Raw genomic sequence first — 26,451 nt, 5'->3', positions numbered from 1 at the left:
GGAGTAAATGACTATGCAACGCTACTCGGGCTTCGGCCTCTTCAAACACTCCCTCAGCCATCACGAAAACTGGCAGAAGATGTGGCGCACGCCGACCCCTAAAAAGGTCTATGACGTGGTCATCGTCGGCGGTGGCGGGCATGGTCTGGCGACCGCCTACTACCTGGCCAAGGAACACGGCATCACCAACGTGGCCGTGGTCGAGAAAGGCTGGCTGGGCGGCGGTAACACCGCGCGCAACACCACCATCGTTCGCTCCAACTACCTGTGGGACGAGTCGGCGCACCTGTACGAACACGCGATGAAACTGTGGGAAGGCCTGTCCCAGGACCTGAACTACAACGTGATGTTCTCCCAGCGTGGCGTTTACAACCTGTGCCACACCCTGCAAGACATTCGTGATTCCGAGCGTCGGGTCAGCGCCAACCGCCTCAACGGCGTTGACGGCGAGCTGCTCGATGCCAAGCAAGTGGCCGACGAGATTCCGTACCTCGACTGCTCCAAGAACACTCGCTACCCGGTGATGGGCGCAACCGTCCAGCGTCGCGGCGGCGTGGCCCGTCACGATGCCGTGGCGTGGGGCTTTGCCCGTGCCGCCGACGCCTTGGGCGTGGACCTGATCCAGCAGACCGAAGTGATCGGTTTCCGTAAGGAAAACGGCGTGTGCATCGGTGTTGAAACCAACAAGGGCTTCATCGGCGCCAAGCGCGTCGGAGTGGTGACTGCCGGTAACTCCGGGCACATGGCCAAACTCGCCGGTTTCCGCCTGCCGATCGAATCCCATCCGCTGCAAGCGCTGGTGTCCGAGCCGATCAAGCCGATTATCGACAGCGTGATCATGTCCAACGCCGTACACGGTTACATCAGCCAGTCCGACAAGGGCGACCTGGTGATCGGCGCCGGTATCGACGGCTACAACGGCTACGGCCAGCGTGGTTCGTACCCGGTGATCGAACACACCATCCAGGCCATCGTCGAGATGTTCCCCGTACTGTCTCGCGTACGCATGAACCGTCAGTGGGGCGGCATCGTCGACACCACGCCGGATGCGTGCCCGATCATTTCGAAAACCCCGGTACCGAACATGTTCTTCAACTGCGGTTGGGGCACCGGTGGCTTCAAGGCAACACCTGGCTCGGGCAACGTATTTGCCGCGAGTCTGGCCAAGGGTGAAATGCACCCATTGGCTGCACCTTTCTCCATCGACCGTTTCCACAACGGTGCGTTGATCGATGAACACGGCGCTGCTGCGGTTGCCCACTAACAGGAGAAATCCCCATGTTGCATATCTTCTGTCCTCACTGCGGCGAGCTGCGCTCCGAAGAGGAATTCCACGCATCCGGCCAGGCGCACATCCCGCGTCCACTGGATCCGAACAGCTGCACCGACGAGGAGTGGGGCAACTACATGTTCTTCCGCGACAACCCTCGCGGTCTGCACCACGAACTGTGGGACCACGTTGCCGGTTGCCGTCAGTACTTCAACGCCACCCGTGACACCGTGACCTACGAGATTCTGGAAACTTACAAAATCGGCGCCAAGCCACAGTTCACCGACAAGACCGATAGCCCGAAAGCGGCCGCCACGGCTCTGGGAGAGAAGGTATGAGCCAGATCAATCGCCTGTCCAATGGCGGACGGATCGACCGCAACAAAGTGCTGAGCTTCACCTTCAACGGCCAGGTCTACAAAGGCTTTGAAGGCGACTCGCTGGCCGCTGCACTGCTGGCCAACGGCGTCGACATTATCGGTCGCAGCTTCAAGTACTCCCGTCCGCGCGGCATTTTCGCTGCAGGCGCCGAAGAGCCGAACGCCGTGTTGCAGATCGGCGCGACCGAAGCCACGCAGATCCCTAACGTACGCGCCACGCAACAAGCGCTGTATCAAGGCCTGGTTGCCACCAGCACCAACGGCTGGCCGAGCGTGAACAACGACATGATGGGGATTCTCGGCAAGGTCGGCGGCAAGCTGATGCCACCGGGCTTCTACTACAAAACCTTCATGTACCCGCAATCGTTCTGGATGACTTACGAGAAGTACATTCGTAAGGCCGCAGGTCTTGGCCGTTCGCCGACCGAAAACGATCCGGACACCTACGACTACATGAACCAGCACTGCGACGTGCTGATCGTCGGCGCTGGCCCTGCGGGTCTGGCGGCTGCACTGGCGGCTGCGCGCAGCGGTGCCCGTGTGATCCTGGCCGATGAGCAGGAAGAGTTCGGCGGCAGCCTGCTCGACTCCCGCGAAAGCCTCGACGGCAAGCCGGCTACCGAATGGGTCGCCAGCGTCATCGCCGAGCTGAAGAACACCCCGGACGTGCTGCTGTTGCCGCGCGCCACGGTCAACGGTTACCACGATCACAACTTCCTGACCATTCACGAGCGCCTGACCGATCACCTCGGCGACCGCGCTCCGATTGGCCAGGTGCGTCAGCGCATCCACCGTGTTCGCGCCAAGCGCGTGGTGCTGGCGACCGGCGCTCACGAGCGTCCACTGGTCTACGGCAACAACGACGTGCCGGGCAACATGCTCGCCGGCGCTGTGTCGACTTATGTGCGTCGTTACGGCGTGGCGCCAGGCAAGAAGCTGGTGCTGTCGACCAACAACGATCACGCCTATCGCGTGGCCCTGGATTGGCTCGACGCCAGCCTGCAAGTCGTGGCCATCGCCGATGCACGCAGCAACCCGCGCGGTGCGCTGGTTGAAGAAGCGCGCGCCAAAGGCATCCGCATCCTGACCGGCAGCGCCGTGATCGAGGCCCGTGGCAGCAAGCACGTGACCGCCGCTCGCGTGGCCGCCATCGATGTCAAAGGACACAAAGTCACCAGCCCCGGCGAATGGCTCGAATGCGACCTGGTGGCCAGCTCCGGCGGCTACAGCCCGGTGGTTCACCTGGCTTCGCACTTGGGTGGCAAGCCGATCTGGCGCGAAGACATCCTCGGTTTCGTACCGGGCGAAGCACCGCAAAAACGCGTGTGCGTCGGTGGCATCAACGGCGTCTATGGTCTGGGCGATTCCCTGGCCGATGGTTTTGAAGGCGGCGCTCGCGCAGCCAGCGAAGCCGGCTTCAGTGTGGTCGAAGGCACCTTGCCAAAAGCCCTGAGCCGTCTGGAAGAGCCGACCCTGGCGCTGTTCCAGGTGCCGCATGAAAAGAACACCGCACGTGCACCGAAGCAATTCGTCGACCTGCAAAACGACGTCACCGCCGCCGCCATCGAACTGGCGACCCGGGAAGGCTTCGAGTCGGTCGAGCACGTTAAGCGCTATACCGCACTGGGCTTCGGTACTGACCAGGGCAAACTCGGCAACGTCAACGGCCTGGCCATCGCCGCCCGTTCGTTGAACGTGACCATCCCGCAGATGGGCACCACCATGTTCCGTCCGAACTACACGCCGGTGACTTTCGGTGCTGTGGCCGGCCGTCACTGTGGGCACATTTTCGAACCCGTCCGTCACACCGCGCTGCATCACTGGCACGTGAAGAACGGCGCCGAGTTCGAAGACGTCGGTCAATGGAAACGTCCTTGGTACTTCCCGAAAAACGGCGAAGACATTCATGCGGCGGTGAAACGCGAATGCAAAGCCGTGCGCGACAGCGTCGGCCTGCTGGACGCTTCGACCCTGGGCAAGATCGACATCCAGGGCCCGGACACCCGCGAGTTCCTCAATCGCATCTACACCAACGCCTGGACCAAGCTCGATGTGGGCAAGGCGCGTTACGGCCTGATGTGTAAAGAAGACGGCATGGTGTTCGACGACGGCGTGACTGCATGTCTTGCCGACAACCATTTCGTGATGACCACCACCACCGGCGGCGCTGCACGCGTGCTGCAATGGCTGGAAATCTACCACCAGACCGAATGGCCGGACCTGAAGGTGTACTTCACTTCCGTGACGGATCACTGGGCAACCATGACCCTGTCCGGGCCGAACAGCCGCAAGCTGCTCAGCGAAGTGACCGACGCCGATCTGAGCAACGAAGCCTTCCCGTTCATGACCTGGAAAGAAGCACTGGTCGGCGGTGTGCCGGCGCGGATTTTCCGGATTTCGTTTACCGGTGAGCTGTCGTACGAAGTCAACGTGCAGGCCGACTACGCCATGGGCGTGCTCGAGAAAATCGTCGAGGCTGGCAAGAAGTACAACCTGACCCCGTACGGCACAGAGACGATGCACATTCTGCGGGCCGAGAAGGGCTTCATCATCGTCGGTCAGGACACTGACGGCTCGATGACCCCGGACGACCTGAACATGGGCTGGTGTGTCGGTCGCACCAAACCGTTCTCGTGGATCGGCCAGCGTGGCATGAACCGCGAAGACTGCGTACGTGATCAGCGCAAACAGTTGGTGGGGCTGAAGCCGATCGATCCGAACGTATGGCTGCCGGAAGGTGCGCAACTGGTGTTCAACGCCAAGCAGGCGATCCCGATGACGATGGTTGGTCACGTGACTTCCAGCTATCTGCACAACTCCCTGGGCTATTCGTTTGCCATGGGCGTGGTCAAGGGCGGCTTGAAGCGCATCGGTGAGCGTGTGTTCGCACCGCTGGCCGACGGCAGCGTGATCGAGGCGGAAATCGTTTCTTCGGTGTTCTTCGATCCAAAAGGTGATCGCCAGAACGTGTAAGTCGATCGTTCCCACGCTCTGCGTGGGAATGCATCCCGGGACGCTCCGCGTCCCAAGAGCGGACGCAGAGCGTCCATGGCGGCATTCCCACGCAGAGCGTGGGAACGATCAACAAAAGAAAGGTGCTTTATGACCGCAGCCAATGTTTACCAACAACGCCCAACCAACGGGGCCAAGGCCGAGTCGTCGCTGCATCACGCAGGCCTGCAAAGCCTGGTGGGCAAGGGCCGCAAGAACGCCGGCGTGATCGTGCGTGAGAAAAAACTCCTCGGCCACCTGACCATTCGTGGCGATGGCCACGATGCGGCTTTTGCAGCAGGCGTGCACAAAGCCCTCGGCATCGAACTGCCCGCTGCGCTGACCGTCGTCGTCAAAGGCGAAACCAGCCTGCAATGGATGGGGCCGGATGAATGGCTGCTGATCGTGCCGACCGGTGAAGAGTTCGCCGCCGAGAAAAAGCTGCGTGAAGCGCTGGGCGACCTGCACATCGCAATCACCAACGTCAGCGGTGGTCAGCAGATCCTCGAACTGAGCGGACCGAACGTGCGCCAGGTGCTGATGAAGTCCACCAGCTACGACGTGCACCCCAACAGTTTCCCGGTCGGCAAGGCTGTGGGCACCGTGTTTGCCAAGTCGCAACTGGTGATCCGCCATACCGCCGAAGACACCTGGGAACTGCTGATTCGTCGCAGCTTCTCGGACTACTGGTGGTTGTGGTTGCAGGACGCTGCCGCCGAATACGGGCTTAGCGTTCAGGCCTGATCAGAGTCAGTCATGGAGGCGATCAACTGTGGGAGCGAGCCTGCTCGCGATGGACTTGAGGGCAACGCGTCGATTCAGGAAGTACGCGTTATCGTTAACCTCCATCGCGAGCAGGCTTGCTCCCACAAGATGCAGCTTTCGTTTATCGATGCCTCAGGAGTCACCGCACTATGAGCCGCGCCCCAGACACATGGATTCTGACCGCCGACTGCCCAAGCGTTCTCGGCACCGTGGACGCGGTGACGCGCTTTCTGTTCGAGCAGGGCTGCTACGTCACCGAGCACCACTCTTTTGATGACCGGCTCTCGGGCCGTTTCTTCATTCGCGTGGAATTCCGCCAGCCCGACGGCTTTGATGAACAGGCATTTCGTCTCGGGTTGGAAGAACGTGGCAAAGCCTTCGGCATGGTCTTCGAACTGACTCCGCCGAATTACCGGCCAAAAGTGGTGATCATGGTCTCCAAGGCCGACCACTGCCTCAACGACTTGCTCTACCGTCAGCGCATCGGCCAGTTGTCGATGGACGTGGCCGCCGTGGTCTCCAACCACCCCGACCTCAAGCCGCTGGCCGACTGGCACCAGATTCCGTATTACCACTTCCCCCTGGACCCGAACGACAAGCCGTCGCAAGAGCGCCAGGTGTGGCAGGTCATCGAAGAGTCCGGCGCGGAACTGGTGATCCTTGCCCGCTACATGCAAGTGCTGTCGCCCGAGCTGTGCCGCAAACTCGACGGCAAGGCGATCAACATCCACCACTCCCTGCTGCCCGGTTTCAAAGGCGCCAAGCCTTATCACCAGGCCTACAACAAGGGCGTGAAACTGGTTGGCGCCACGGCGCATTACATCAATAACGACCTGGACGAAGGCCCGATCATCGCCCAGGGCGTAGAGGCCGTGGACCACAGTCATTACCCGGAAGATCTGATCGCCAAGGGGCGGGATATCGAAGGGCTGACCTTGGCGCGGGCCGTTGGGTATCACATTGAGCGGAGGGTGTTCCTCAACGCCAATCGTACCGTCGTTCTTTAGATTGCCATCGCGAGCAGGCTCGCTCCCACAGGGGGTTGTGACAGTGCACAGATCCCGGGCACAACAAAGATCCACTGTGGGAGCGAGCCTGCTCGCGATGAGGCCCTAAAGGACAACGCAAGACACAGGCAACAAACCAGAGCAATCAACGCGCCGCCGTTTCATGGCGACGCGACCGCTACATAAAAACAACAGCGAGGTGAAAGCATGTCTGGCAATCGTGGTGTGGTGTATCTCGGCAGTGGCAAAGTCGAAGTACAGAAAATCGACTATCCAAAAATGCAGGACCCGCGCGGCAGGAAGATCAACCATGCTGTCGTCCTGCGTGTGGTTTCCACCAACATCTGTGGTTCCGACCAGCACATGGTGCGCGGTCGTACCACCGCTCAGACCGGTCTGGTGCTGGGTCACGAGATCACCGGTGAAGTGATCGAGAAGGGCAGCGACGTCGAGAACCTGCAGATCGGCGACCTGGTTTCCGTACCGTTCAACGTGGCTTGCGGGCGCTGCCGTTCCTGCAAGGAAATGCATACCGGTGTATGCCTCAGCGTTAACCCGGCGCGTCCGGGCGGTGCCTACGGTTATGTCGACATGGGCGACTGGACCGGTGGCCAGGCGGAGTACGCGATGGTGCCGTACGCCGACTTCAACCTGCTGAAACTGCCTGATCGTGATCGCGCGATGGAAAAAATCCGCGACCTGACCTGCCTCTCCGACATCCTGCCGACCGGTTACCACGGCGCAGTGACCGCCGGCGTTGGCCCAGGCAGCACCGTATACATCGCCGGTGCCGGTCCAGTCGGTCTCGCCGCAGCCGCTTCCGCTCGCCTGCTGGGCGCGGCGGTAGTGATCATCGGTGACGTCAATACCGTTCGCCTGGCACACGCCAAGGCGCAGGGTTTCGAAATCGCTGACCTGTCGCTGGACACCCCGCTGCACGAGCAAATCGCTGCACTGTTGGGCGAGCCAGAAGTGGATTGCGCCGTCGACGCCGTAGGCTTCGAAGCGCGCGGTCACGGCCATGACGGCGTGAAACACGAGGCTCCGGCCACCGTGCTCAACTCGTTGATGGGCGTGGTGCGTGTGGCTGGCAAAATCGGTATCCCGGGCCTGTACGTAACCGAAGATCCAGGCGCAGTGGATGCCGCCGCGAAAATGGGCAGCCTGAGCATTCGCTTCGGTCTGGGCTGGGCAAAATCCCACAGCTTCCACACCGGCCAGACGCCTGTGATGAAGTACAACCGTCAGCTGATGCAGGCGATCATGTGGGACCGCATTCACATCGCCGACATCGTTGGCGTGGAAGTCATCAGCCTGGATGACGCGCCACGTGGTTACGGTGAGTTCGATGCGGGCGTGCCGAAGAAGTTTGTGATCGATCCACACAAACTGTTCAGCGCGGCGTAAGACTTCACGCTATACAAAACGGCGACCCTCGGGTCGCCGTTTTTTTGTTCGATAATGATCGTTCCCACGCTCTGCGCGGTAACGCCTCCTGTGACGCTCTGCGTCACGATTTGGGACGCAGAGCGTCCCGGGCTGCATTCCCACGCAGAGCGTGGGAACGATCATTAGAGGACCACCAACGCTCCTTGATATAGAACGGGTCCTGTCGGTTGCCCCGTCGGCGAACCCCCTTTGGGCTCAAGACTCACCGCCAACGTAATCGGCTTGGCGATCAACGCTTTCTGCGCATCGCTGAGCTCTACGCGACCTTTGCCGTCAGCCGGAATCACGCCGAGGGAAACGGGTTTTCCATCCGCAATTGCCCACAGCTCCAGACTGCGCCCCGGTTCGACGGCGGCGAGGGTGAGCGGTTCGACGTTCAGGTAGTTCTTGTGGGCTTCGACCTTCAGCGCAGGCTGTGCGTCGGCTGTCAGCAACGTGGCGCTGTAACGCGCGCTGTCACGGTTGTAGATCACGCCCAGCGTCACGGCAATCACCAGCGAACACACTGTCGCCGTCACCCGCAACCAGTTCCAGAACGGACGCTTTTGCGGCACATGAAGCACCTGCGGTTCGATTCTCGCGGTGATGCCTTTCCAAACGCGATCTGGCACCGGCTGCTCGGGTAACGCGTCGGTCAGACTGGCGAGGCTTTCCTGCCATTGCGCCAGTTCCACGCGCAATGCCGCATCCTCCAGCAATAACTGCTCGAAACGCCGACGAGCGGCGGCAGGCATCAAGCCGATGGCGTAATCGGCGGCGAGGGCGCGGCGCAGGGTCGGGGTTTGATAGTTCATGATTCAAGGCACCTGCGCAGTCGCTCCATACCGCGGCGGATCCAGGATTTCACCGAGCCCAGCGGCGCGGCCAGATGTTCGGCGAGCTCAGAGCAGGACAATCCCTGGAAGTAAGCGACAGTGATCGATTGGCGCTGCATGCCTTCGAGGCTTTCCAGGCAGCGCTTCAAAGCCCCGGCTTCGCGTGCGCTGGCTAACTGTTCGTGGGCCGACGGGCTTTCATCCACCAGCGCTTGTTCTTCGAGTTCGCTCAATGGCCGGTCACGGTGTTTGCGTAACTGGTCGATGGCCTGGTTGCGGGTGATGTTGATCATCCAGGTCAACGGCGCGGACAGGTGCGCCTCATAGCGCGAGGCATTGTTCCAGATGCGCACGAAGCTTTCCTGCAGCACTTCTTCGGCCAGATCCGCACGCCCCATGAAACGCAGGGCAACACCGTGCAAGCGTGGGCCGACGCTACGGTAAAGCGTCTCGAACGCACGGCGGTCACCCAGTGAACACTGGGCCAGGAGTTGCCTGAGTTGATCGGTGTCGGCGGTGGAAATAGTGGTTCTCCGGACAATCGGCGCGGACTGCGCGTGGTTCTTGTTGCAGGCAGAGGTTAGTTGACGGCGCGCAGTTGTTCCATTCACGGCAGACACCTCGGGAAACCGCCGACCCTGATGTTCAGGATCGGCGGCACGGCTCAGCTTTTTGGCATCAGAACTTTGTCGATGACCTGAATCACGCCGTTGGATTGATACACGTCATAGGTGGTGATGTCGGCGACGTCACCTTTTTCATCCTTGATGGTGATGTTGTGCGGACCGTTCATCATCGCCCACAGTTTGCCGCCAGCGACGGTGGTCAGCTCGGCTTTGCCGCCACCGGCCTTGATCTTCTCGGCGAGGGTCATCATGTCCAGTTTTCCGGCGACGACGTGATAGGTGAGAACGTGAGTCAGGGTCGCTTTGTTGGCGGGCTTGAGCAGAGTGTCGACGGTGCCGGCAGGCAGCGCTGCGAACGCCGAGTTGACCGGCGCGAATACGGTGAACGGGCCTTTGCCCTTGAGGGTATCGACCAGGCCTGCGGCTTTGACGGCGGCCACCAGCGTGGTGTGGTCGGCGGAGTTGACGGCATTATCGATGATGTCCTTGCCCGGCATCATGCTCTGGCCACCGACGATGACTGAATCGTGGCTCATGTCTGCGGCTTGCACGGTGTTCAGTGCGAGTGCCCCGCCAAGGGCGAAGGTCAGCAGGCTGGCAATCAGGGGTGTTTTGATCGAAGTGCGTTTCATGGTGATGATCCTTTGTGGGGAGAATCGGCCAGGAGTGTCTGTCCGTGCTTGATATACGTGGGCAGGGTCATACTGGATGCAGCGACGAAACATTCTTTTTTAACGGTTCGTCAGACGCTCGCAAGGACTGGGAACAATCCCCCGGGATGCCAGTCAAACAGGCAGTTTTTCGCCGCCCGCTTGCCGGGCGGTTTTCATGGCACAAGAGGATGTCTGGATGAAGATTTCACGCGGTTTTGCATTGGTTTCGCTGATGACTCTGGCCGCCAGCCCGGTCTTTGCTCAGTTCAACCTAAGTGATGCGGCCAGTGCCATTTCCGGTATGAAGGGTGATAACACCGCAGCCTCAGCCGCGCAGACTCCACAAACGGCTGACCTGCTGAGTGCACTCAGCGAATTGAATGTCACGCCAGAACAAGCCATTGGGGGCGCCGGGGCAATGCTGGGGCTGGCCAAAAATCAACTGAGCTCCACCGATTACTCGCAGCTGGCCAAAAGCGTTCCGGGGATCGACATATTGTCCGGCGGCGGTGAGCTGGGTGCGCTGGCAGGCTTGCTCGGGTCTTCCGGCAACGCGGCCGGTCTGGGCAACGCCTTGGGCGCCGTGAAGAACACCACCGATTTGAGCAGCGCGTTCAGCGCATTGGGAATGGACGCCGGCATGATCGGCCAGTTTGCCCCGGTGCTGTTGCAATACTTCGGTCAGCAGGGCGTTGGCGGTTCGCTGCTGAACAGTCTGGGCGGGATCTGGGGCGCCGGCTCGGGTATCTGATCTAACGGTTTTCGGCGCGCAAGGCGTCGATGCGCCGGTCCTTTTCGATCCAGAGGTGGTTGACCCAATTCTGGATCGTCTGGCGAAACACCGGGTCGTTCTCGTAATCGCCCTGCCACAATGCCGGGTCGAGTTCGCGGGTCTTGATATCGATGATGACCCGCGGCACGTTGCCACTGATCAAGTCCCAGAACCCCGGAATCTTCTGCTGCGGATACACCACCGTCACATCAAGAATGGCGTCCAGCTGTTCGCCCATCGCTGCCAGCACAAACGCCACGCCGCCCGCCTTGGGCTTGAGCAAATGGGTGAACGGTGATTGCTGCTGGGTGCTTTTTGCCGCGGTGTAGCGGGTGCCTTCCAGGTAATTGACCACCGTCACTGGCTGGCGCTTGTACAGCTCGCAGGCTTGTTTGGTGATCTCCAGGTCCTTGCCGGCCAGCTCCGGGTTTTTCGCCAGAAACGCCTTGCTGTAGCGCTTCATGAACGGATAATCCAGCGCCCACCACGCCAGCCCCAGGAACGGTACCCAGATCAACTCTTTCTTGAGGAAGAACTTGAAGAACGGCGTGCGCCGGTTGAGGGTCTGGATCAGCGCCGGGATATCGACCCAGGATTGATGGTTACTGATCACCAGATACGACGTGTCGCGGCGCAGCTCATCGCCGCCCCTGATGTCCCATTGGGTGGGGATGCACAGGCGGAAGATCAGCTTGTCGATTTCGGCCCAGGTCTCGGCGATCCACATCACTGCCCATGAGGCATAGTCGCGAAAGCGCCCGGGCAGGACCAGTTTGAGCAGTGCGAACACCATCAGCGGTCCGAACAGGACCAGGGTGTTGAGCAACAGCAGCAAGGTAACGAAACAGCCGGTGAGCAGGCGGCGCATAAGAGACTCTTGTAAGCATTTGGGCGCGCCATGATATGCAGCTTCGGGCGTCAGGCCAAATCGGCGGTGACGAATGTTTCACCTTTGAACCTTTAGTCTCGCTACACAAATCATTCCCCGCAGCGCGTGGGAACGATCTATCCAATCAAGGTCTAAAATCCCGCTGCCCACTCCTTATGGATGCCCAATACGTGAAATCCCTCCTAGCAATGCTTTCCCTCGTGGCCCTGCCAGTCCTGGCCGCTGAGCCGACCCTGTACGGGCGCTACGAATACATTGCGCTGCCGGAAATCGGTGGCCAGGTCCTCAAGGCCAAGATGGACACCGGCGCCCTGACCGCCTCGCTGTCGGCCAAGGACATCGAAACCTTCACTCGCGACGGCGAAGAGTGGGTGCGTTTTCGCCTCGCCACCAAAGACGCGAGCAACAAGGTCTACGAACACAAGGTCGCGCGGATCAGCAAGATCAAGACCCGCTCCGAAGAAGAAGACGATGACGCGAACGTGAGCGCACCGACCAAGCGTCCAGTGGTCGATCTCGAACTTTGCCTGGGCAACGTCAAGCGCACCGTCGAGGTCAACCTCACCGACCGCAGCAGCTTCAATTATCCGCTGTTGATCGGTGCCAAGGCGTTGCGTGAATTCGGCGCAGCGGTGAATCCGGCACGACGTTTCACGGCCGACAAACCCGACTGCTGAGGCAGGACAGCCAGCAAAGCTCTAGACCTTCGGCATCGTCGCCAACATCGAAGGCCGCTGACTCACCTCAAAATACCAGGCCGCCAACTGCGGATTCGTCTCGCGCCACCTCAGGTCCGGGTGGCGCAAGTCGAGGTAACCCAACGCACACGCCACGCTGATCGCCGCCACATCGAAATGGCTGGTCAGTTCGGCAATCGCATCTTTCTCCAACAATGCCAAGGCACGCCTGATCTTGTCGCGCTGGCCATCGAGCCACGCATCCCAGTGTTTCTCCGGCGGGCGCAGGGCGACTTCGTAACGAACCATCACCGAAGCATCCATGATCCCGTCGGCCAAGGAGGCCAAGGTCAGACGCCGCCAGCGGGCCGATCCGTCGCGAGGAATCAGCGGATTGCCGACGTGTTGATGATCGAGGTAATCGAGAATGACCCGGCTGTCATGGATGACGTTGCCGTCGGCCAGACGCAGGGCCGGAATCTTGCCCAGCGGGTTGTCTTCATTCAGGGCCGGGTCCGGGTTCACCGGTGTCAACACGCAGTCTTGCAACGCCACGCGGTCGGTCTGACCGGTTTCGTGCAGCAGCACCATGACTTTGCGAACGAAGGGCGATAAAGAATTGTGGAACAGGGTCATGCTGGGGGCGGACATGGCAGCATCTCGGTGTGGGGCAGTGCCGGGCAGCATAGCGCGTTGAAGCGATAGCTCAAGATGAGCAGCGAACACAAAATCCCTGTGGGAGTGAGCCTGCTCGCGATGGCGGTATGACAGGCAACAGAAATGTCGACTGATACACCGCTATCGCCAGCAGGCTTGCTCCCACACAGGGTTATGTTCAGGTTGCCGGTTGCAAGGTGGCTTGTGGACCCGAAGCAGTCTGCTGTGGCTTCAGTTCGCGGGCGACGGTCCAGACGATGAACGCGGCCACGATGTCGAAAATCGCCAGCACCACGAACAGCGGGCTGTAACCGATCTTGGTCACCATCACGCCGAACACCATGGTGAAGGCCGCAGCGCCCAGGTAGCCGAACATCCCGCCCATGCCGGTGGCCGTGGCCACTTCATTCTTGCCGAACGAGTCGGAGGTGATCGCATACAGCGCACCGGACAATGTCTGGTGAGCGAAGCCGCCGACGCACAGCAGCGCGATCGCGGTGTAGGGGCTGGCCACCAGGCCGATGCAGGCCGGGCCGATCATGCACGAGGCACCGAACAGCAGGACCATTTTGCGCGAGGTGAACAACGATACTTTGCAGTGCTTGTGGAACAACGGGCTCAGGTAACCGCCCAGGACGCAGCCAAGGTCGGCGGCCAGAAACGGCAGCCAGGCGAACATCGCGATCTCTTTGATGTTCATGTGCCGTTCGGTCATCAGGTACAGCGGGATCCAGGCGTTGAACGTCTGCCAGGCGGGCTCGGAGAGCATCCGCGCACTGGCGATGGCGTAGAAGTTGCGGCTGCCGATGATCTTCTTCCAGCTGCCCTTTTTCGTGGTGGGGTCTTTGAAGTGATCTTCCTGGCCGCTGAGGATGTAATCGCGTTCTTCATCGCTCAGGCGTTTTTGATCGCGTGGATGTTTGTAGAGGATCAGCCAGAGGAAGCTCCAGACAATGCCCAGCCCCCCGACGATCAGGAATGCCAGTTCCCAGCCACTGTGCAGAATCGCCCAGACCACCAGCGGCGGCGCCAGCAGTGCGCCGATCGAGGAGCCGATGTTGAACCAGCCAATCGCGACCGAACGCTCCTTCGCCGGAAACCATTCGGTCGAGGCTTTGACCGCTGCCGGCAAACCGGCCGCTTCCGTCAGGCCCAACAGGCCCCGAACGAACGCCAGCCCTTGCCAGCCTGACGCCATTGCCGCTGCAGCACAGGCAATCGACCAGGCGAAGGCGAAGATCGCAAAGCCCATTTTGGTGCCGATGGCATCGATGATGTAGCCCGCCACCGGTTGCATCAGCGCATAGCAAACCTGCCATGCAACCACGATGTGCGAGTACTGCTCGGTGGAGATGTTCATTTCGCTCATCAGGGTCGGAGCGGCCACTGAGAGGGTATTGCGAGCCAGGTAGTTGACCATCAGGCCGGCTGTCACCAGGCCGACCATCCACCAGCGGATGCCTTTGACTTTCATTGCTTCACCATGATTATTTTTGGATTTTGGTGTTAAACAAGGTTTGTTGTAGGTTGTCGTACAACATGCGCCTTTATAGAAGTGCAAGGGCGAAACTGTCAATAAATATGTCAAAGAATTTGCGGGTTCAGGCGACAGGCGGGGGAATGATGTCGTCGTATGACCGAAGGGTTTATACCGACTGTGGGAGCGAGCTTGCTCGCGATGGCGGACTTCCATTCAACATCGATGCTGAATGTGATGGCCTCATCGCGAGCAAGCTCGCTCCCACAAGGATCAGCGGCGTTGCAGCAAACCGCGCAGGGCGAGGACCGCGGGGACACCCAGGCCAAGCCAGCTCAAGGCGTCCCACACGCCATCCCCCAGCAGCGCGGCGAATAACCCCGCGGCGCTGAGCAGGGCAATGACGGTAGGCGTGGCAAACACCTTCCAGAAGTTCGACTGCCTTGGCCTCATGATTGAGCCTGCGCGTATTTCACCACCGGCTTCGCCGCCTTGCGCCGCACCACCCACAGATAAACCCCGCTGCCCAGGACAATAATTGTCAGTACATCCAGGGTCGCCCAGAGGATTTTCATCGGCATGCCGCCGTAATCACCGAAGTGCAGCGGTTGCGACATGCCCATGGCGTCCATGTACCACGGTCGTTCGGCTACCGCTGTGACTTGCAGGGTACTGGCGTCGATCAGCACTGGTGTCAGCAGGTGCGATGTCAGGTGGGTGCTGCCTTTCATGAACACCGCGTAATGGTGCTCGCTGGAAAATCGGGTGCCGGGGAAGGCGATGAAATCAGGCGTCATGCCCGGTGCGACTTCCTTGGCGATGTCGAGCAAACGGGTCGCGGGGGCCAATTGCGTCAGCGGCGGTGCGTCCCGATACGGCGCGACCATCGCACTCAGGCTGTCGTTGCGCCAGGCGGCGATCAGCAGGTCGGCGCAGGCACTGATCACCCCGGTCACACCCACGACCAACGCCCACGTCAGGGTGACCACGCCGATCAGGTTGTGCAGGTCGAGCCAGCGCAGGCGAGTCGATTTGTCCTGGCGCACGGTGGCGAATTTCAAGCGGCGCATGAACGGCAGGTACAGCACCGTTCCGGAAACAATGGCCGCGACAAACATCAATCCCATGAACGCCAGCAGTAACTTGCCCGGCAGCCCGGCAAACATGTCCACGTGCAGGCGCAACATCACCATCATGAAACCGCCGTTGGCCGACGGCATCTCCAGCGCTTCACCGGTACGGGCGTCGAGCATGAAGGTGTGCGACGAGTTCGGCTCGGTGCCGGCAGTGGCTGCCATGATGGTGATTGCAGCGTTGGGCTCGTCTTCGTCAAAGCCGAAATATTGCAGGACGTCGCCAGGGCGATGTTTTTCAGCCGCCAGCACCAACTGCTGCAAATTCAGCTGCGGCGTGTCTGCCGGCATCTGCTTCAACTCCGCGGCATCGCCCAGCAGGTGGTCGATCTCATGGTGAAAAATCAGCGGCAGGCCGGTCAGCGCCAGCATCAGCAGAAATACCGTGCAGATCAGGCTGGTCCAGGTGTGGACGCAGGACCAGCGTCGAATCGTTTTGCTTTTCATCTCATAGCCTTCAGAAATACCAAAGCCGTCCCTGTTGGACGGCTCGGTCTTGGGCGTGACAAATCAGGCCATTACCACTTGTAAGTCGCACTGGCGACGACACTGCGCTGGTCGCCGTAGTAGCAGTAGAAACTGTCACAGGTGGAGATGTAGTCCTTGTCCAACAGGTTGGTCGCGTTGAGGGCCAGCGATGCGCCTTTCAAGCTGTTGTCCAGACGACCGAGGTCGTAATGCACCGCCGCGTCGAACACGGTGTAGGCGTCGGCCTTGCCCAGAAAGGTGTTGGCCTGGTCGCCATAGGTGTTGCCGGTATAGCGGGCGCCGGCGCCGAGGCCGAAGCCGTCGAGCACGCCGTTGTGCCAGGTGTAATCGGCCCACAGCGAAGCTTGCTGGTTAGGTATCAGTTGCAGGCGATTGCCTTTGAAATCGCCTTTTTGCACTTCGGACTTGGCCAGGGTGTAGGCGGCGATGATTTTCAGGTTGTCGCTGACATCAGACACTGCTTCCAGCTCCAGGCCCTTGACCTTTACTTCACCGGTCTGGCTGGTGATCGGCGTGGAGCCGACGGTGGTGGTGACGGAAACGTTTTGCTGGGTCAGGTCATACACCGCCGCGGTGAGCAGGGTTTTGCTGCCCGGTGGCTGGTATTTCACGCCCAGCTCCCACTGCTTGCCTTCGGTAGGCTTGAACGATTCGGTGGCCGAGGCCAGGGCGCCGGTGGTTGGCTGGAAGGATTCGGCATAGGACAGGTACGGCACGAAGCCCGAATCAAACACATAGCTGATCGCCGCGTTGCCGCTGAAGGCCTTGTCGCGCTCGGTGTTGGTGGCGTCGCCCTTGTTGAAGAATGTTGTGCCGGTGTGCACCCAGTCCTCACGGCCGCCGAGGGTCAGGCGCCATTGATCGAGGGCCATCTGGTCCTGCACGTACACGCCGGTCTGGTGGGTTTTTTGGTCGTAGTCGTAGAACGCGGAGGAGCGCGGTGGACGAACGATGGGCTGGCCATAGATCGGGTTGTTGACGTTGGTGGTCAGCCCGTCACCGAAAATCGAGGTGTAGTTGGTGTTGCTGCGCTGGTGGTCGAGACCGAGCAGCAGGGTGTGGCGCACATCGCCGGTGGCGAAGTCAGCCTGGAAGTTGTTATCCACAGCGAACTGGCTGATGTCTTCGTCGACGGTGGTGCTGGTGCGCCCGACGTTTCCTTGGTTATCCACCTGCGTAAACGGGTAAGAGCCGACCGTGAGAGCCTGGAACGACAGGTCCGATTTGGTGTAACGCAGGTTCTGACTGAATTGCCAGACATCGTTCAGGCGATGCTCAAACGCGTAACCCAGCGCGTAGTAAGTGCGGTCGTAGAATTCCCAATCCGGATCGCCCAGGTTCTTGTGATGGGACACCTTGCCAAACGGCATGTCGATCTTGGTGCCCTGCACCGGCAGGAACTGGCTGGTGATACCGGTATCGTCGCGGGTGAATTGCGTGAGCAGGGTGAACGAGGTGTCGTCGTCGATGTTCCAGGTCAGGCTTGGCGCAATGTTGTAGCGCTTGTTGTCGACGTGGTCGATCTGTGTGCCGCTGTCGCGCACCACACCGTTCAGGCTGTAGAGAAACTGGCCTGCGTCATCGATCTTGCCGGTGCTGGCGAAGTTGATCTGGCGCTGGTTGTCGCTGCCGTATTGCAGCTCGATCTCATGGCTGTCTTGCGCAGTGGGACGGCGACTGACCATGTCCAGCAAGCCGCCCGGCGGGGTCTGGCCGTACACCGACGAAGCCGGGCCGCGCAGCAGGGCGAGGCGCTCGAGGTTCCAGGTTTCCTGTTTCGGGTTGGCATACACGCCTTTGGGCAGCGGCAAGCCGTCCAGGAACTGGGTCGGTTCGAAACCGCGCACGCGCAACCAGTCGGCGCGGGTGTCACTGCCGTAGCTGCTGGCGACGATGCCGGGCATGTAGCGCACGGCATCATCGAGGTTCTGCACGTTGCGATCGTCCATCTGCTGGCGGGTGGCAATCGAAATCGAGCGCGGCGCTTCGACCAGCGCGGTGTCGGTCTTGGTGCCAGCGGCGGTGCGGGTCGCCAGGTAGCCGTCGACCGGCCCCCAGGCACTTTCGGTATTTTCGACGCCGATGACGGCGGTTTCCGGCAGGGCCAGCACACCCTCGGGAATGGCGACCAGACTGAAGGTGCCAGCGCTGCTTTGTTCCAGTTGCAGACCGCTGCCACGCAAGGCTTCACGCAGCGCGCCGGCAGCGTCGAACTGACCCTTCACCGGTGACGAGGTCTTGCCTGCTGCCAATGATGGATTCAATGACAGCGCCAGGCCGGCCTGGCTGGCGATCTGATTCAGGGTGCTGGCCAATGGCGCGGCCGGCAGGTCGTAGGCGCGAACGCTGGACGCCTGTTCTGCGGCGATCAGCGGGCTGCTGGCCAGAGGGGCACAAAAGGCAATGGCGACTGCCAGCAAGCTGGGACGCAACAGGGTGTCGAGCGAACGGGACATACAGCGGCTCCTGAATGGAAATATTTCTCAATTGCCTAGGTGCCGCACGAGATTCCAAAAGTGATAGGGCTGGATGAAAATAATTTTTATTCAGATAGCGAGCCGTTACACATATCGGGATCGTTCCCACGCTCTGCGTGGGAATGCATCCATGGACGCTCTGCGTCCGCTTCGGCATGTGACGCGGAGCGTCACGGGCTGCATTCCCACGCAGAGCGTGGGAACGATCATCAGGGGTTGGTTTGAGCCTTCGCCACCGTCACCCACCACGGCGTGTGCTGTTCGATCTGCACCGGCAAGGTCGGCAGCAGCGCGTTGAGGGCCTTGTCGGTGTCGTGCAGCGGGAAGCTGCCGGTGATGCGCAGGTCGGCGATTTCTGGCGCAACGCCAAGATGCCCGTGTCGATAACGAGCGAGTTCATGCACCAAATCTTCCAGTCGCGCGTTGTCCACCACCAGCATGCCGCGGGTCCAGGCATCGGCGCCGAGGTTGAGCGTGGTGATCGGTCCCAGGCCATTGCCGCGCATCAGCACTTGCTGGCCTTCATGCAGAATCTGTTCTTCAGGACTTGATTGCGGATGCGCGGCCACCGCTGACTGCAACACGCTCAGGCGCGTGCCGTCGTCTTCGCGCCGGACGAGGAAGCGGGTGCCGAGTGCGCGCAGGCTGCCTTCGCGGGTCTCGACGATAAATGGCCGGGCATCGCCATGACCGGTCTCGACGAGAATTTCCCCTTCCTGAAGGACGATCAGCCGCTGCTTTTCATCGAAGCGCACGTCGATGGCGCTGTGGGTGTTGAGGTTGATCAGCGTGCCGTCAATCAGGCGCAGGGTGCGTTGCTCGCCGGTGGCGGTGCGTTGGTCGGCCAGCCAATAGTCGATGGGCAGATAACGATCACCGGCGAATAGCGCCAATCCGATCACTGCAACCAGGCTGGCCACGCCGCTGCCCAGTTTGCGCACCCGGCGGCGAATGCTTTCGCGCGACTGCAACAGTGCCGTGCGGGCCGGGCCGCTGGCGACGCTGAAACGCTGGTCGAGCATGCCCAGTTGGCGCCAGGCACGAGCATGTTCTTCGTGGGCAGCGTGCCACTTGGCGAACTCTTCGCGTTCCACCGGGTTGCCGGAATCGAGGGACAATTGCCAGGCAATCGCCGCGTCCAGCACGTGGGCGGACACCGGTTTGGAACTGGCCGGGCTCATACCGGCTCTCCATACAGCGCGATGTAGCACTGACGAATACCTTGGGCCAGGTACTGGCGAACCCGAGGCACCGACACGCCCAGGCGTTCGGCGATGTCGGCATGGCCAAGGCCGTCGAGACGGCTAAACAGAAACGCTGCCCGCGCCTTGCTCGACAGTTTGCCGAGCAGGCGGTCGATGTTTTTCAGGTCTTCGAGAATCAACAGCTGTTCTTCCACTGACGGTTGTTCGCCTTCGGGGATCAGCATCAATTCGGTGAGGTAGGCCTGTTCCAGCGCTGCACGGCGGAAATAGTCGAACAGCAAACCTTTGGCGATCGCCACCAGAAACGCACGCGGTTCGCGAGGTTCCTTCAGCTCGTCGCGGCCCAGCAACCGCACGAAGGTGTCCTGACTCAGGTCTTCGGCCCGTTGCGGACAGGCCACGTTGCGTCGTAGCCAGGCCAAGAGCCAACCGCGATGGTCGCGATATAACGCACCAACGAGCTCACTCTGAGGGCTTTGGACTGACGACACGCGGCATCACCGATTGGGAAGTATTAACTAACGAGAATTGTTCGCGATTGTGGCAGAGGCGGGGGATGTAAGCAATTGGCCACTGGTCAGGTCAGGTGGGAGAAGCCCGTAGGATTTGTGCAGGAGCTGTGTAGGAGCTGTCGAGTGAAACGAGGCTGCGATCTTTTGACTTTGTTTTTTAAAAGACAAGATCAAAAGATCGCAGCCTCGTTTCACTCGACAGCTCCTACCGGGGGACGGGATATCAGAACGACGGTGCGCGCTGCCGGCGTTTCCACTGATTCACCCGCTGCTGCAAATTCAGCGGGCTATGAATCTGCTGCTGTCGTGCGCGGCTGAACAGAATCAACGCCAGCTCGGCAGTGGCCAGCGCATCGGCACTGGCGTTGTGGCGTTCGAAGACTTCAAGTTTGAACCAGTCGATCCAGTCATCCAGCCCGGCGTCGCGAATGTGCGCCTGAGGACACAGTAGCGGTGCGATGTCCGCCACATCCAGAAACGGATGTTGCAGCTTGTAGCCCAAATGATCTTTGAGCGCGCGCCCGAGCATGTGTTGATCGAACGGTGCATGAAACGCCAGCACCGGACTGTCACCGACAAACTCCATGAATTCGAGCAGCGCCTGCGCCGGATCGCTGCCAGCGGCAATCGCGCTGGGCCCCAGGCCATGAATCAACACGCTGGGGGCCAGTTTCAGATCGGCGCATTGCAGCGTGCGTTCGAACTGCTGGCTGAAATCAATCGCCCCGTCCTCAATCACCACCGCACCGATGGACAGCACTCGATCCTTGTTCAGGTTCAACCCGGTGGTTTCCAGATCCAGCACCACCCAGCGTTGTTCGCGCAGGCTGCATTCACTCAGCTCCGGGACCGAAGGCAGCCGTTGCAGGCGTTGCTGGAGTTCTCCGGGAAGGCTTGGACCCGCCGGACGCAGCCATGAAAACAGGCTCATAGCTGATACCGCAGGGCCAGGCTGCTTTGCAGGCGTTGAGCCTGACGCAGGGATTCACGCAAGATCCGCCGATCCAGATGATTGAGGCTGTCCGGGTCGACCCGGTTGGAGTAGGGCAAGTTCTCCCGGGTTTGCAGCTGATGCTGTTGCATACGGGTTTGCTGGATAAAGTGGTAGGCCTCTTCATAGGCTGCGCCGTCCAGTCGTTCGATGACTTCCCTGGCGACCAATTGGCGAAAACGCTCCAGGGTATTGTTCGCTTCGATTCCGTGGGCCAATGCCAGCAGTCGGGCGGCATCAACGAAGGGCGTCAGCCCCTGGACTTTCAAATCCAGCGTGGCTTTTTCGCCATTCTTGCGCGCCAGCACAAACTCGCGGAAACGTCCTACCGGCGGCCGGTTGCGCAACGCATTCTCGGCCATCATTCGCTGGAACAATCGGTTGTCGCCGACCTGGTCGAGAATCCCTTTGCGCAACTGCTCGCAACCTTGCTCATCGCCCCAGACCACGCGCAGGTCGAAATAAATGCTCGATCCCAGCAGGTTCTCCGGTGTCGCCTCGCGGATAAAGGCTGCAAAACGCCGCGCCCATTCAGCACGCGACAAACACAGCTCGGGGTTGCCGGCCATGATGTTGCCTTTGCACAGCGTGAAGCCACACAGCGCCAGGCTTTGGTTGATCTGCTGGGCGATGGGCAGCAACTTGCCACGAATCTCCGCCGCGTGAGCCGCGTCCTTGGCTTCGAACAGGATGCCGTTGTCCTGGTCGGTGTGTAGCGTTTGTTCGCGGCGGCCTTCACTGCCAAAGCACAGCCAACTGAACGGCACGCCCGGGTCGCCTTTTTCGGCGAGGGTCAGTTCGATCACCCGGCACACGGTGTGGTCGTTGAGCAGGGTAATGATATGGGTGATCTGAGTTGACGAGGCGCCGTGCGCCAGCATGCGCTCGACCAGTTGGCCGATCTCGCCGCGCAGCGCCACCAGGTTTTCCACTTTCTGCGCACTGCGAATGGTCCGCGCCAAGTGCACGAGGTCCACCCGTTGCAGGGAAAACAGGTCCCGCTCGGACACCACGCCGCACAGACGATGGTCCTTCACCAGGCAGACGTGGGCGATGTGCCGTTCGGTCATGGCAATCGCCGCATCGAAGGCGCTGTGGTCCGGCGTCAGAAAAAACGGCGCGCGGGTCATGTGGCGCTCGATGGCTTCGTTGAAATCATTGATGCCGTCGGCCACTACATGACGCAAGTCGCGCAGGGTGAAAATGCCCAACGGCGCTTTATGCTCGTCGACGATCACGATGCTGCCGACCTGTTGCTCGTGCATCAGGCTCACGGCCTCACGCAACGGGGTGGCGCAACTGCAGGTTACCGGGTGACGCATGGCCAATTCGCCAAGGCGTGTGTTCAGCGAGTATTGAGTGCCAAGGGTTTCCACGGCCTTTTGCTGGACTTGCTGGTTGACCTGATCGAGCAGGCTGCTGACGCCGCGCAGGGCAAAGTCGCGGAAGGCGTTGGACAGCGCGAACAGTTTGATGAACGCCAGCTTGTTCAGCTGCAGGCAAAAGGTGTCTTCGGCGGCCAGGTGTTCGGTGCGGGTCGCACGCTCACCCAGCAGCGCCGCGAGGGGGAAGCACTCTCCGGTGGTGATTTCAAACGTAGTCTCAGTCCCACCCTTGGCCGTGTGCGGGCGTTCACCCACGACCCGGCCTTGCTTGACGATGTAGAAATGCTCGACCGGCCCGTCGGCGGGTTTGATGATGCTTTCGCCCGGGGCATAAAAACGTAGCTGACATTGTTCAACCAGGTACGCCAGGTGAGCGTGTTCCATTTGATTGAAGGGCGGGAAGCGCTGGAGAAATTGCAAGGTGCCCTGGATGTTCTGCAACACCGCGGTTTTCCCTGCCTGGGTGAAGGCGTCCGCTTTACTCATAACCTATTACCGCAGTCTTTTTTTTGAATTGTTGTGGTCGGGTGACTCCGTCATGGTCGGCCCCTGCGCGCAGAGTGCCCATTGGACGTAAGTCTAGGTAGGGCGTGCGAGTGTCGGAAGTTAGGAAATGTCTGACGCAAATACGGGAAAAACCCCCTACATTGGCTATAGGAAAAGTTTCCGACGAAGTACACATTGAAGGTCTGCTTAGCGATGTCTGACGATTGTGCTAGGGGATTGAATTGAAACTGTAGAGAAAGCCATGTCCGACCACGATATTTTGAGTGACGCCGAGCGCGAGGCGCTGAGTGCAGTCATGCTCGAACCCGATTTGCCGCCACAGCGAGTGTTGATCGTCGATGACGACAAGGACGCGCGAGAGTTGCTTTCGGAGATTCTCGGACTGGATGGCATCCGCTGCCTGACCGCTGCCAGTGGCGAAACCGCCCTCAAGATGTTGAGCGAGAAACCATCGATTGGTCTGGTCATCACTGACTTGCGCATGGGGCATATCGATGGCCTGGACCTGATCCGCCATGTTCGTGAGTCAGTTCGGGCGGCCATGCCGTTCATCATTGTTTCCGGTGACGCTGACGTCAAAGATGCAATCGCCGCGATGCATTTGAGCGTGGTCGACTTCCTGCTCAAACCTGTCGATACCGGCAAGCTGTTGGCGCTGGTCAAGCATGAGTTGGGATTAGGAATGGATGTGCAGGACCCGATTTGAAATAAAAAAGCCCTGATCTTTCGATCAGGGCTTTTTTTTGTCCGGCGTCAGCGCTCAGTTACAGGCCATTGGCAGCCTTGAACTCGCGACGACGACGGTGCAGGACCGGCTCGGTGTAGCCGTTCGGCTGTTTGGTGCCCTCAACCACCAGTTCGACCGCTGCCTGGAAGGCGATGTTGCTGTCGAAGTTCGGTGCCAGCGGACGGTACAGCGCGTCATTGGCGTTCTGACGGTCAACCACCGGCGCCATGCGCTTGAGGCTTTCCATCACTTGCGCTTCGGTGACGATGCCGTGACGCAGCCAGTTGGCGATGTGCTGGCTGGAAATACGCAGCGTCGCACGGTCTTCCATCAGGCCGACGTCGTTGATGTCTGGCACTTTCGAGCAACCCACGCCCTGATCGATCCAGCGCACCACGTAACCGAGAATGCCCTGGGCGTTGTTGTCCAGTTCGTTCTTGATCTGCTCTGGCGTCCAGTTCGGGTTGACGGCCAGCGGGATGGTCAGGATGTCGTCCACCGAAGCGCGCGCACGTTTGGCCAGTTCGGCCTGACGCGCGAACACGTCGACCTTGTGGTAATGCAGAGCGTGCAACGCAGCGGCGGTTGGCGATGGAACCCATGCAGTGTTGGCGCCGGCCAGCGGGTGAGCGATTTTCTGTTCGAGCATCGCGGCCATCAGGTCGGGCATTGCCCACATGCCTTTACCGATCTGGGCGCGACCTTGCAGGCCGGTGCTCAAGCCGATATCGACGTTCCAGTTCTCGTAGGCACCGATCCACTTCTCGGCCTTCATGTCGGCCTTGCGCACCATCGGGCCGGCTTCCATGGAGGTGTGGATTTCATCGCCCGTGCGGTCGAGGAAACCGGTGTTGATGAACACCACACGCTCGCTCGCTGCCTTGATGCACGCCTTGAGGTTGACCGTGGTGCGGCGCTCCTCGTCCATGATCCCGACTTTCAGCGTGTTGCGTGCCAGGCCCAGGACTTCTTCGATGCGACCGAACAGCTCGTTGGTGAACGCGGCTTCTTCCGGACCGTGCATCTTCGGTTTCACGATGTAGACCGAGCCGGTACGGCTGTTCTTGCGCGAGCTGTTGCCATTGAGGCTGTGAATCGCCGCGAGGCTGGTGATCAGGCCGTCGAGAATGCCTTCCGGCACTTCGTTGCCGTCTTTATCGAGAATCGCGTCGATGGTCATCAGGTGACCGACGTTGCGCACGAACAGCAGCGAACGACCGTGCAGGCTCAGTTCCTTGCCGTCGACACCGGTGTAGGTGCGGTCGGCGTTCATGGTGCGAGTAAAGGTCTGGCCGCCCTTGGAGACTTCTTCCGCCAGGTCGCCCTTCATCAGGCCGAGCCAGTTGCGGTAGATCACCACTTTGTCATCGGCATCGACAGCGGCAACGGAGTCTTCGCAGTCCATGATGGTGGTCAGCGCGGCTTCCATCAGGATGTCTTTGACGCCGGCAGCGTCGGTCTGGCCGACCGGGGTGCTGGCATCGATCTGGATTTCGAAGTGCAGACCATTGTTTTTCAGCAGGATCGCGGTCGGTGCCGAAGCATCGCCGTGGAAACCGATCAGTTGGGCATCGTTGCGCAGGCCACTGTTGCTGCCGCCTTTAAGGGCGACGACCAGTTTGCCGTCAACGATCTTGTAGCCGGTGGAGTCGACATGGGAGCCGGCCGCCAAGGGCGCCGCTTCGTCGAGGAAGGCGCGGGCGAAGGCGATAACCTTGTCGCCGCGAACCTTGTTGTAGCCTTTGCCTTTTTCCGCGCCGTTGGCTTCGCTGATGGCGTCGGTGCCGTAGAGCGCGTCATACAGCGAACCCCAGCGGGCGTTCGAGGCATTGAGTGCGAAACGGGCATTCATGACTGGCACCACGAGTTGCGGGCCGGCCATACGGGCGATTTCGTCGTCGACGTTTTGCGTCGTGACCTGGAAATCGGCCGCTTCTGGCAGCAGATAACCGATGTCTTGCAAGAAGGCTTTATAGGCCACGGCATCATGCGCTTGACCGGCACGCGCTTGGTGCCAGCCATCGATACGAGCCTGGATATCATCGCGTTTGGCGAGTAGGGCTTTGTTCTTCGGTGCCAGGTCATGAATGACCTTGTCGGCACCGGCCCAGAACTTATCGGCGGTGAGGCCGGTACCGGGAATGGCTTCGTTGTTCACGAAGTCGAACAGGACTTTGGCGACCTGCAGGCCACCGACTTGAACGTGTTCAGTCATTGCTTGCCTCACTCTGCTCAGCTATTTCGCTTTTCAGCTCTTCAAATTAACAATGAAGCCTCGGGCTATTTAAACCACAAACCCCTTCCACCAGTACATGCCATTTCGGGCGGCTGGGATGGAACCGATCAACGGCGTTGAGGCCTTGCTGATAGGGCTTTCAGGGATGCGACTGTGCCTGTGGCAGACATCGATCCAACGTTATGTAGTGCGCGCTGCGGCATACTACATGATGAATTGCGGTTGTGAAAATTAGACTAATTACGTCGTTCTGCGACCCCATGACGCATTGCAGTCACGACGGGGCACGGGATGTTCTCAAAAAACTATCGGATTGTTCCAGTTAAATATAAAAACTTGTACACGATTTGTGGTCGGCAGGT

23 protein-coding genes are annotated in these 26,451 nt (G+C 60.2%); 9 read left to right on the top strand and 14 right to left on the bottom strand.

Annotated features, from left to right (window positions below):
• The first annotated feature begins 13 nt into the window (after positions 1 to 13).
• The 6 genes from K5K95_RS06265 (at position 14) to fdhA (ending at position 7,819) form a co-directional block, all read left to right on the top strand.
• Positions 14 to 1,264, top strand: a complete 1,251-nt coding sequence (locus K5K95_RS06265) for a sarcosine oxidase subunit beta (protein WP_007947735.1) — start codon at positions 14 to 16, stop codon at positions 1,262 to 1,264.
• Between the two features lie 14 nt (positions 1,265 to 1,278).
• The gene (locus K5K95_RS06260; RefSeq protein WP_222588758.1) at positions 1,279 to 1,608 is read left to right on the top strand and encodes a sarcosine oxidase subunit delta; all 330 of its coding nucleotides are present in this window, start codon (positions 1,279 to 1,281) and stop codon (positions 1,606 to 1,608) included.
• Positions 1,605 to 4,622 (top strand): sarcosine oxidase subunit alpha, encoded by a 3,018-nt coding sequence (locus K5K95_RS06255; protein WP_222588757.1) that lies wholly within the window; start codon positions 1,605 to 1,607, stop codon positions 4,620 to 4,622. Before K5K95_RS06260 ends, K5K95_RS06255 begins: the two co-directional genes overlap by 4 nt.
• A 129-nt stretch (positions 4,623 to 4,751) precedes the next feature.
• The gene (locus tag K5K95_RS06250; protein WP_222588756.1) at positions 4,752 to 5,384 is read left to right on the top strand and encodes a sarcosine oxidase subunit gamma; all 633 of its coding nucleotides are present in this window, start codon (positions 4,752 to 4,754) and stop codon (positions 5,382 to 5,384) included.
• A 170-nt stretch (positions 5,385 to 5,554) separates the two neighbouring features.
• The gene (gene purU / locus K5K95_RS06245; RefSeq protein WP_222588755.1) at positions 5,555 to 6,412 is read left to right on the top strand and encodes a formyltetrahydrofolate deformylase; all 858 of its coding nucleotides are present in this window, start codon (positions 5,555 to 5,557) and stop codon (positions 6,410 to 6,412) included.
• A gap of 207 nt (positions 6,413 to 6,619) precedes the next feature.
• The gene (fdhA, locus tag K5K95_RS06240; protein WP_222588754.1) at positions 6,620 to 7,819 is read left to right on the top strand and encodes a formaldehyde dehydrogenase, glutathione-independent; all 1,200 of its coding nucleotides are present in this window, start codon (positions 6,620 to 6,622) and stop codon (positions 7,817 to 7,819) included.
• Between the two features lie 164 nt (positions 7,820 to 7,983).
• Here the strand turns inward: fdhA and K5K95_RS06235 are convergent, their stop codons facing one another.
• Genes K5K95_RS06235 through K5K95_RS06225 form a run of 3 tightly spaced genes read right to left on the bottom strand, consistent with a single transcriptional unit; the run spans position 7,984 to position 9,934 of the window.
• Positions 7,984 to 8,655 (bottom strand): anti-sigma factor domain-containing protein, encoded by a 672-nt coding sequence (locus K5K95_RS06235; RefSeq protein ID WP_222588753.1) that lies wholly within the window; start codon positions 8,653 to 8,655, stop codon positions 7,984 to 7,986.
• Positions 8,652 to 9,287, bottom strand: a complete 636-nt coding sequence (locus K5K95_RS06230; RefSeq protein WP_222588752.1) for a sigma-70 family RNA polymerase sigma factor — start codon at positions 9,285 to 9,287, stop codon at positions 8,652 to 8,654. The genes K5K95_RS06235 and K5K95_RS06230 overlap by 4 nt, the downstream gene beginning before the upstream one ends.
• A 53-nt stretch (positions 9,288 to 9,340) precedes the next feature.
• Complete coding sequence (locus K5K95_RS06225) at positions 9,341 to 9,934, bottom strand: fasciclin domain-containing protein (RefSeq protein WP_222588751.1); 594 nt, start codon at positions 9,932 to 9,934, stop codon at positions 9,341 to 9,343.
• Positions 9,935 to 10,151: 217 nt separating this feature from the next.
• Between K5K95_RS06225 and K5K95_RS06220 the strand changes: the two genes are divergently transcribed.
• Positions 10,152 to 10,706 carry a DUF2780 domain-containing protein gene (locus K5K95_RS06220; protein ID WP_222588750.1) on the top strand — a complete coding sequence of 185 codons (555 nt, stop codon included), beginning with the start codon at positions 10,152 to 10,154 and terminating at the stop codon, positions 10,704 to 10,706.
• 1 nt (position 10,707) lies between these two features.
• Here K5K95_RS06220 and K5K95_RS06215 read toward each other — a convergent pair whose 3' ends face one another.
• Positions 10,708 to 11,595: an acyltransferase gene (locus K5K95_RS06215; RefSeq protein WP_222588749.1), complete on the bottom strand. Its 888-nt coding sequence runs from the start codon at positions 11,593 to 11,595 to the stop codon at positions 10,708 to 10,710.
• Positions 11,596 to 11,786: 191 nt separating this feature from the next.
• On the opposite strand from K5K95_RS06215, the gene K5K95_RS06210 reads away from it, so the two are divergent.
• Positions 11,787 to 12,293 carry an ATP-dependent zinc protease gene (locus K5K95_RS06210; protein ID WP_222588748.1) on the top strand — a complete coding sequence of 169 codons (507 nt, stop codon included), beginning with the start codon at positions 11,787 to 11,789 and terminating at the stop codon, positions 12,291 to 12,293.
• A gap of 21 nt (positions 12,294 to 12,314) precedes the next feature.
• Here K5K95_RS06210 and K5K95_RS06205 read toward each other — a convergent pair whose 3' ends face one another.
• From K5K95_RS06205 to K5K95_RS06165, 9 genes are all read right to left on the bottom strand, one after another.
• Positions 12,315 to 12,944 carry a glutathione S-transferase gene (locus tag K5K95_RS06205; RefSeq protein ID WP_222588747.1) on the bottom strand — a complete coding sequence of 210 codons (630 nt, stop codon included), beginning with the start codon at positions 12,942 to 12,944 and terminating at the stop codon, positions 12,315 to 12,317.
• A 184-nt stretch (positions 12,945 to 13,128) separates the two neighbouring features.
• Positions 13,129 to 14,424 (bottom strand): MFS transporter, encoded by a 1,296-nt coding sequence (locus K5K95_RS06200; protein ID WP_222588746.1) that lies wholly within the window; start codon positions 14,422 to 14,424, stop codon positions 13,129 to 13,131.
• 276 nt (positions 14,425 to 14,700) lie between these two features.
• On the bottom strand, positions 14,701 to 14,880 hold the full coding sequence (locus K5K95_RS06195; protein WP_010467072.1) for a hypothetical protein: 180 nt from the start codon (positions 14,878 to 14,880) through the stop codon (positions 14,701 to 14,703).
• Entirely contained in the window at positions 14,877 to 16,007 is a 1,131-nt protein-coding gene (locus K5K95_RS06190; protein WP_222588745.1) for a PepSY-associated TM helix domain-containing protein, read from the bottom strand. The genes K5K95_RS06195 and K5K95_RS06190 overlap by 4 nt, the downstream gene beginning before the upstream one ends.
• A gap of 71 nt (positions 16,008 to 16,078) precedes the next feature.
• The gene (locus tag K5K95_RS06185) at positions 16,079 to 18,505 is read right to left on the bottom strand and encodes a TonB-dependent siderophore receptor (protein WP_222588744.1); all 2,427 of its coding nucleotides are present in this window, start codon (positions 18,503 to 18,505) and stop codon (positions 16,079 to 16,081) included.
• Positions 18,506 to 18,735: 230 nt separating this feature from the next.
• A complete protein-coding gene (locus tag K5K95_RS06180) occupies positions 18,736 to 19,707 on the bottom strand; it encodes a FecR domain-containing protein (RefSeq protein WP_222588743.1) in 972 nt (323 codons plus the stop codon).
• On the bottom strand, positions 19,704 to 20,222 hold the full coding sequence (locus K5K95_RS06175; protein ID WP_222588742.1) for an RNA polymerase sigma factor: 519 nt from the start codon (positions 20,220 to 20,222) through the stop codon (positions 19,704 to 19,706). Before K5K95_RS06175 ends, K5K95_RS06180 begins: the two co-directional genes overlap by 4 nt.
• Positions 20,223 to 20,466: 244 nt before the next feature.
• On the bottom strand, positions 20,467 to 21,174 hold the full coding sequence (locus K5K95_RS06170; RefSeq protein WP_222588741.1) for a PolC-type DNA polymerase III: 708 nt from the start codon (positions 21,172 to 21,174) through the stop codon (positions 20,467 to 20,469).
• On the bottom strand, positions 21,171 to 23,105 hold the full coding sequence (locus K5K95_RS06165) for a putative nucleotidyltransferase substrate binding domain-containing protein (protein ID WP_222588740.1): 1,935 nt from the start codon (positions 23,103 to 23,105) through the stop codon (positions 21,171 to 21,173). The genes K5K95_RS06170 and K5K95_RS06165 overlap by 4 nt, the downstream gene beginning before the upstream one ends.
• Before the next feature lie 262 nt (positions 23,106 to 23,367).
• On the opposite strand from K5K95_RS06165, the gene K5K95_RS06160 reads away from it, so the two are divergent.
• Positions 23,368 to 23,832, top strand: a complete 465-nt coding sequence (locus K5K95_RS06160) for a response regulator (RefSeq protein WP_222588739.1) — start codon at positions 23,368 to 23,370, stop codon at positions 23,830 to 23,832.
• Between the two features lie 58 nt (positions 23,833 to 23,890).
• Here K5K95_RS06160 and K5K95_RS06155 read toward each other — a convergent pair whose 3' ends face one another.
• A complete protein-coding gene (locus K5K95_RS06155) occupies positions 23,891 to 26,068 on the bottom strand; it encodes a malate synthase G (protein ID WP_222588738.1) in 2,178 nt (725 codons plus the stop codon).
• Positions 26,069 to 26,451: the final 383 nt, after the last annotated feature.

The sequence above is a fragment of the Pseudomonas sp. DR48 genome (genome assembly GCF_019823085.1).
Classification (GTDB): domain Bacteria; phylum Pseudomonadota; class Gammaproteobacteria; order Pseudomonadales; family Pseudomonadaceae; genus Aquipseudomonas.
The sequence above is the reverse complement of the archived record's forward strand: the minus strand, read 5'-3'. Positions and strand labels throughout refer to the sequence as shown.

Excerpts from the sequence above, each read along its gene's own strand:
- K5K95_RS06265 (WP_007947735.1), top strand. The coding sequence starts at position 14 with ATGCAACGCTACTCGGGCTTCGGCCTCTTCAAACACTCCCTCAGCCAT.
- K5K95_RS06260 (WP_222588758.1), top strand. The coding sequence starts at position 1,279 with ATGTTGCATATCTTCTGTCCTCACTGCGGCGAGCTGCGCTCCGAAGAG.
- K5K95_RS06255 (WP_222588757.1), top strand. The coding sequence starts at position 1,605 with ATGAGCCAGATCAATCGCCTGTCCAATGGCGGACGGATCGACCGCAAC.
- K5K95_RS06250 (WP_222588756.1), top strand. The coding sequence starts at position 4,752 with ATGACCGCAGCCAATGTTTACCAACAACGCCCAACCAACGGGGCCAAG.
- purU (WP_222588755.1), top strand. The coding sequence starts at position 5,555 with ATGAGCCGCGCCCCAGACACATGGATTCTGACCGCCGACTGCCCAAGC.
- fdhA (WP_222588754.1), top strand. The coding sequence starts at position 6,620 with ATGTCTGGCAATCGTGGTGTGGTGTATCTCGGCAGTGGCAAAGTCGAA.
- K5K95_RS06235 (WP_222588753.1), bottom strand. The coding sequence starts at position 8,655 with ATGAACTATCAAACCCCGACCCTGCGCCGCGCCCTCGCCGCCGATTAC.
- K5K95_RS06225 (WP_222588751.1), bottom strand. The coding sequence starts at position 9,934 with ATGAAACGCACTTCGATCAAAACACCCCTGATTGCCAGCCTGCTGACC.
- K5K95_RS06220 (WP_222588750.1), top strand. The coding sequence starts at position 10,152 with ATGAAGATTTCACGCGGTTTTGCATTGGTTTCGCTGATGACTCTGGCC.
- K5K95_RS06215 (WP_222588749.1), bottom strand. The coding sequence starts at position 11,595 with ATGCGCCGCCTGCTCACCGGCTGTTTCGTTACCTTGCTGCTGTTGCTC.
- K5K95_RS06205 (WP_222588747.1), bottom strand. The coding sequence starts at position 12,944 with ATGTCCGCCCCCAGCATGACCCTGTTCCACAATTCTTTATCGCCCTTC.
- K5K95_RS06200 (WP_222588746.1), bottom strand. The coding sequence starts at position 14,424 with ATGAAAGTCAAAGGCATCCGCTGGTGGATGGTCGGCCTGGTGACAGCC.
- K5K95_RS06195 (WP_010467072.1), bottom strand. The coding sequence starts at position 14,880 with ATGAGGCCAAGGCAGTCGAACTTCTGGAAGGTGTTTGCCACGCCTACC.
- K5K95_RS06190 (WP_222588745.1), bottom strand. The coding sequence starts at position 16,007 with ATGAAAAGCAAAACGATTCGACGCTGGTCCTGCGTCCACACCTGGACC.
- K5K95_RS06185 (WP_222588744.1), bottom strand. The coding sequence starts at position 18,505 with ATGTCCCGTTCGCTCGACACCCTGTTGCGTCCCAGCTTGCTGGCAGTC.
- K5K95_RS06180 (WP_222588743.1), bottom strand. The coding sequence starts at position 19,707 with ATGAGCCCGGCCAGTTCCAAACCGGTGTCCGCCCACGTGCTGGACGCG.
- K5K95_RS06170 (WP_222588741.1), bottom strand. The coding sequence starts at position 21,174 with ATGAGCCTGTTTTCATGGCTGCGTCCGGCGGGTCCAAGCCTTCCCGGA.
- K5K95_RS06165 (WP_222588740.1), bottom strand. The coding sequence starts at position 23,105 with ATGAGTAAAGCGGACGCCTTCACCCAGGCAGGGAAAACCGCGGTGTTG.
- K5K95_RS06160 (WP_222588739.1), top strand. The coding sequence starts at position 23,368 with ATGTCCGACCACGATATTTTGAGTGACGCCGAGCGCGAGGCGCTGAGT.
- K5K95_RS06155 (WP_222588738.1), bottom strand. The coding sequence starts at position 26,068 with ATGACTGAACACGTTCAAGTCGGTGGCCTGCAGGTCGCCAAAGTCCTG.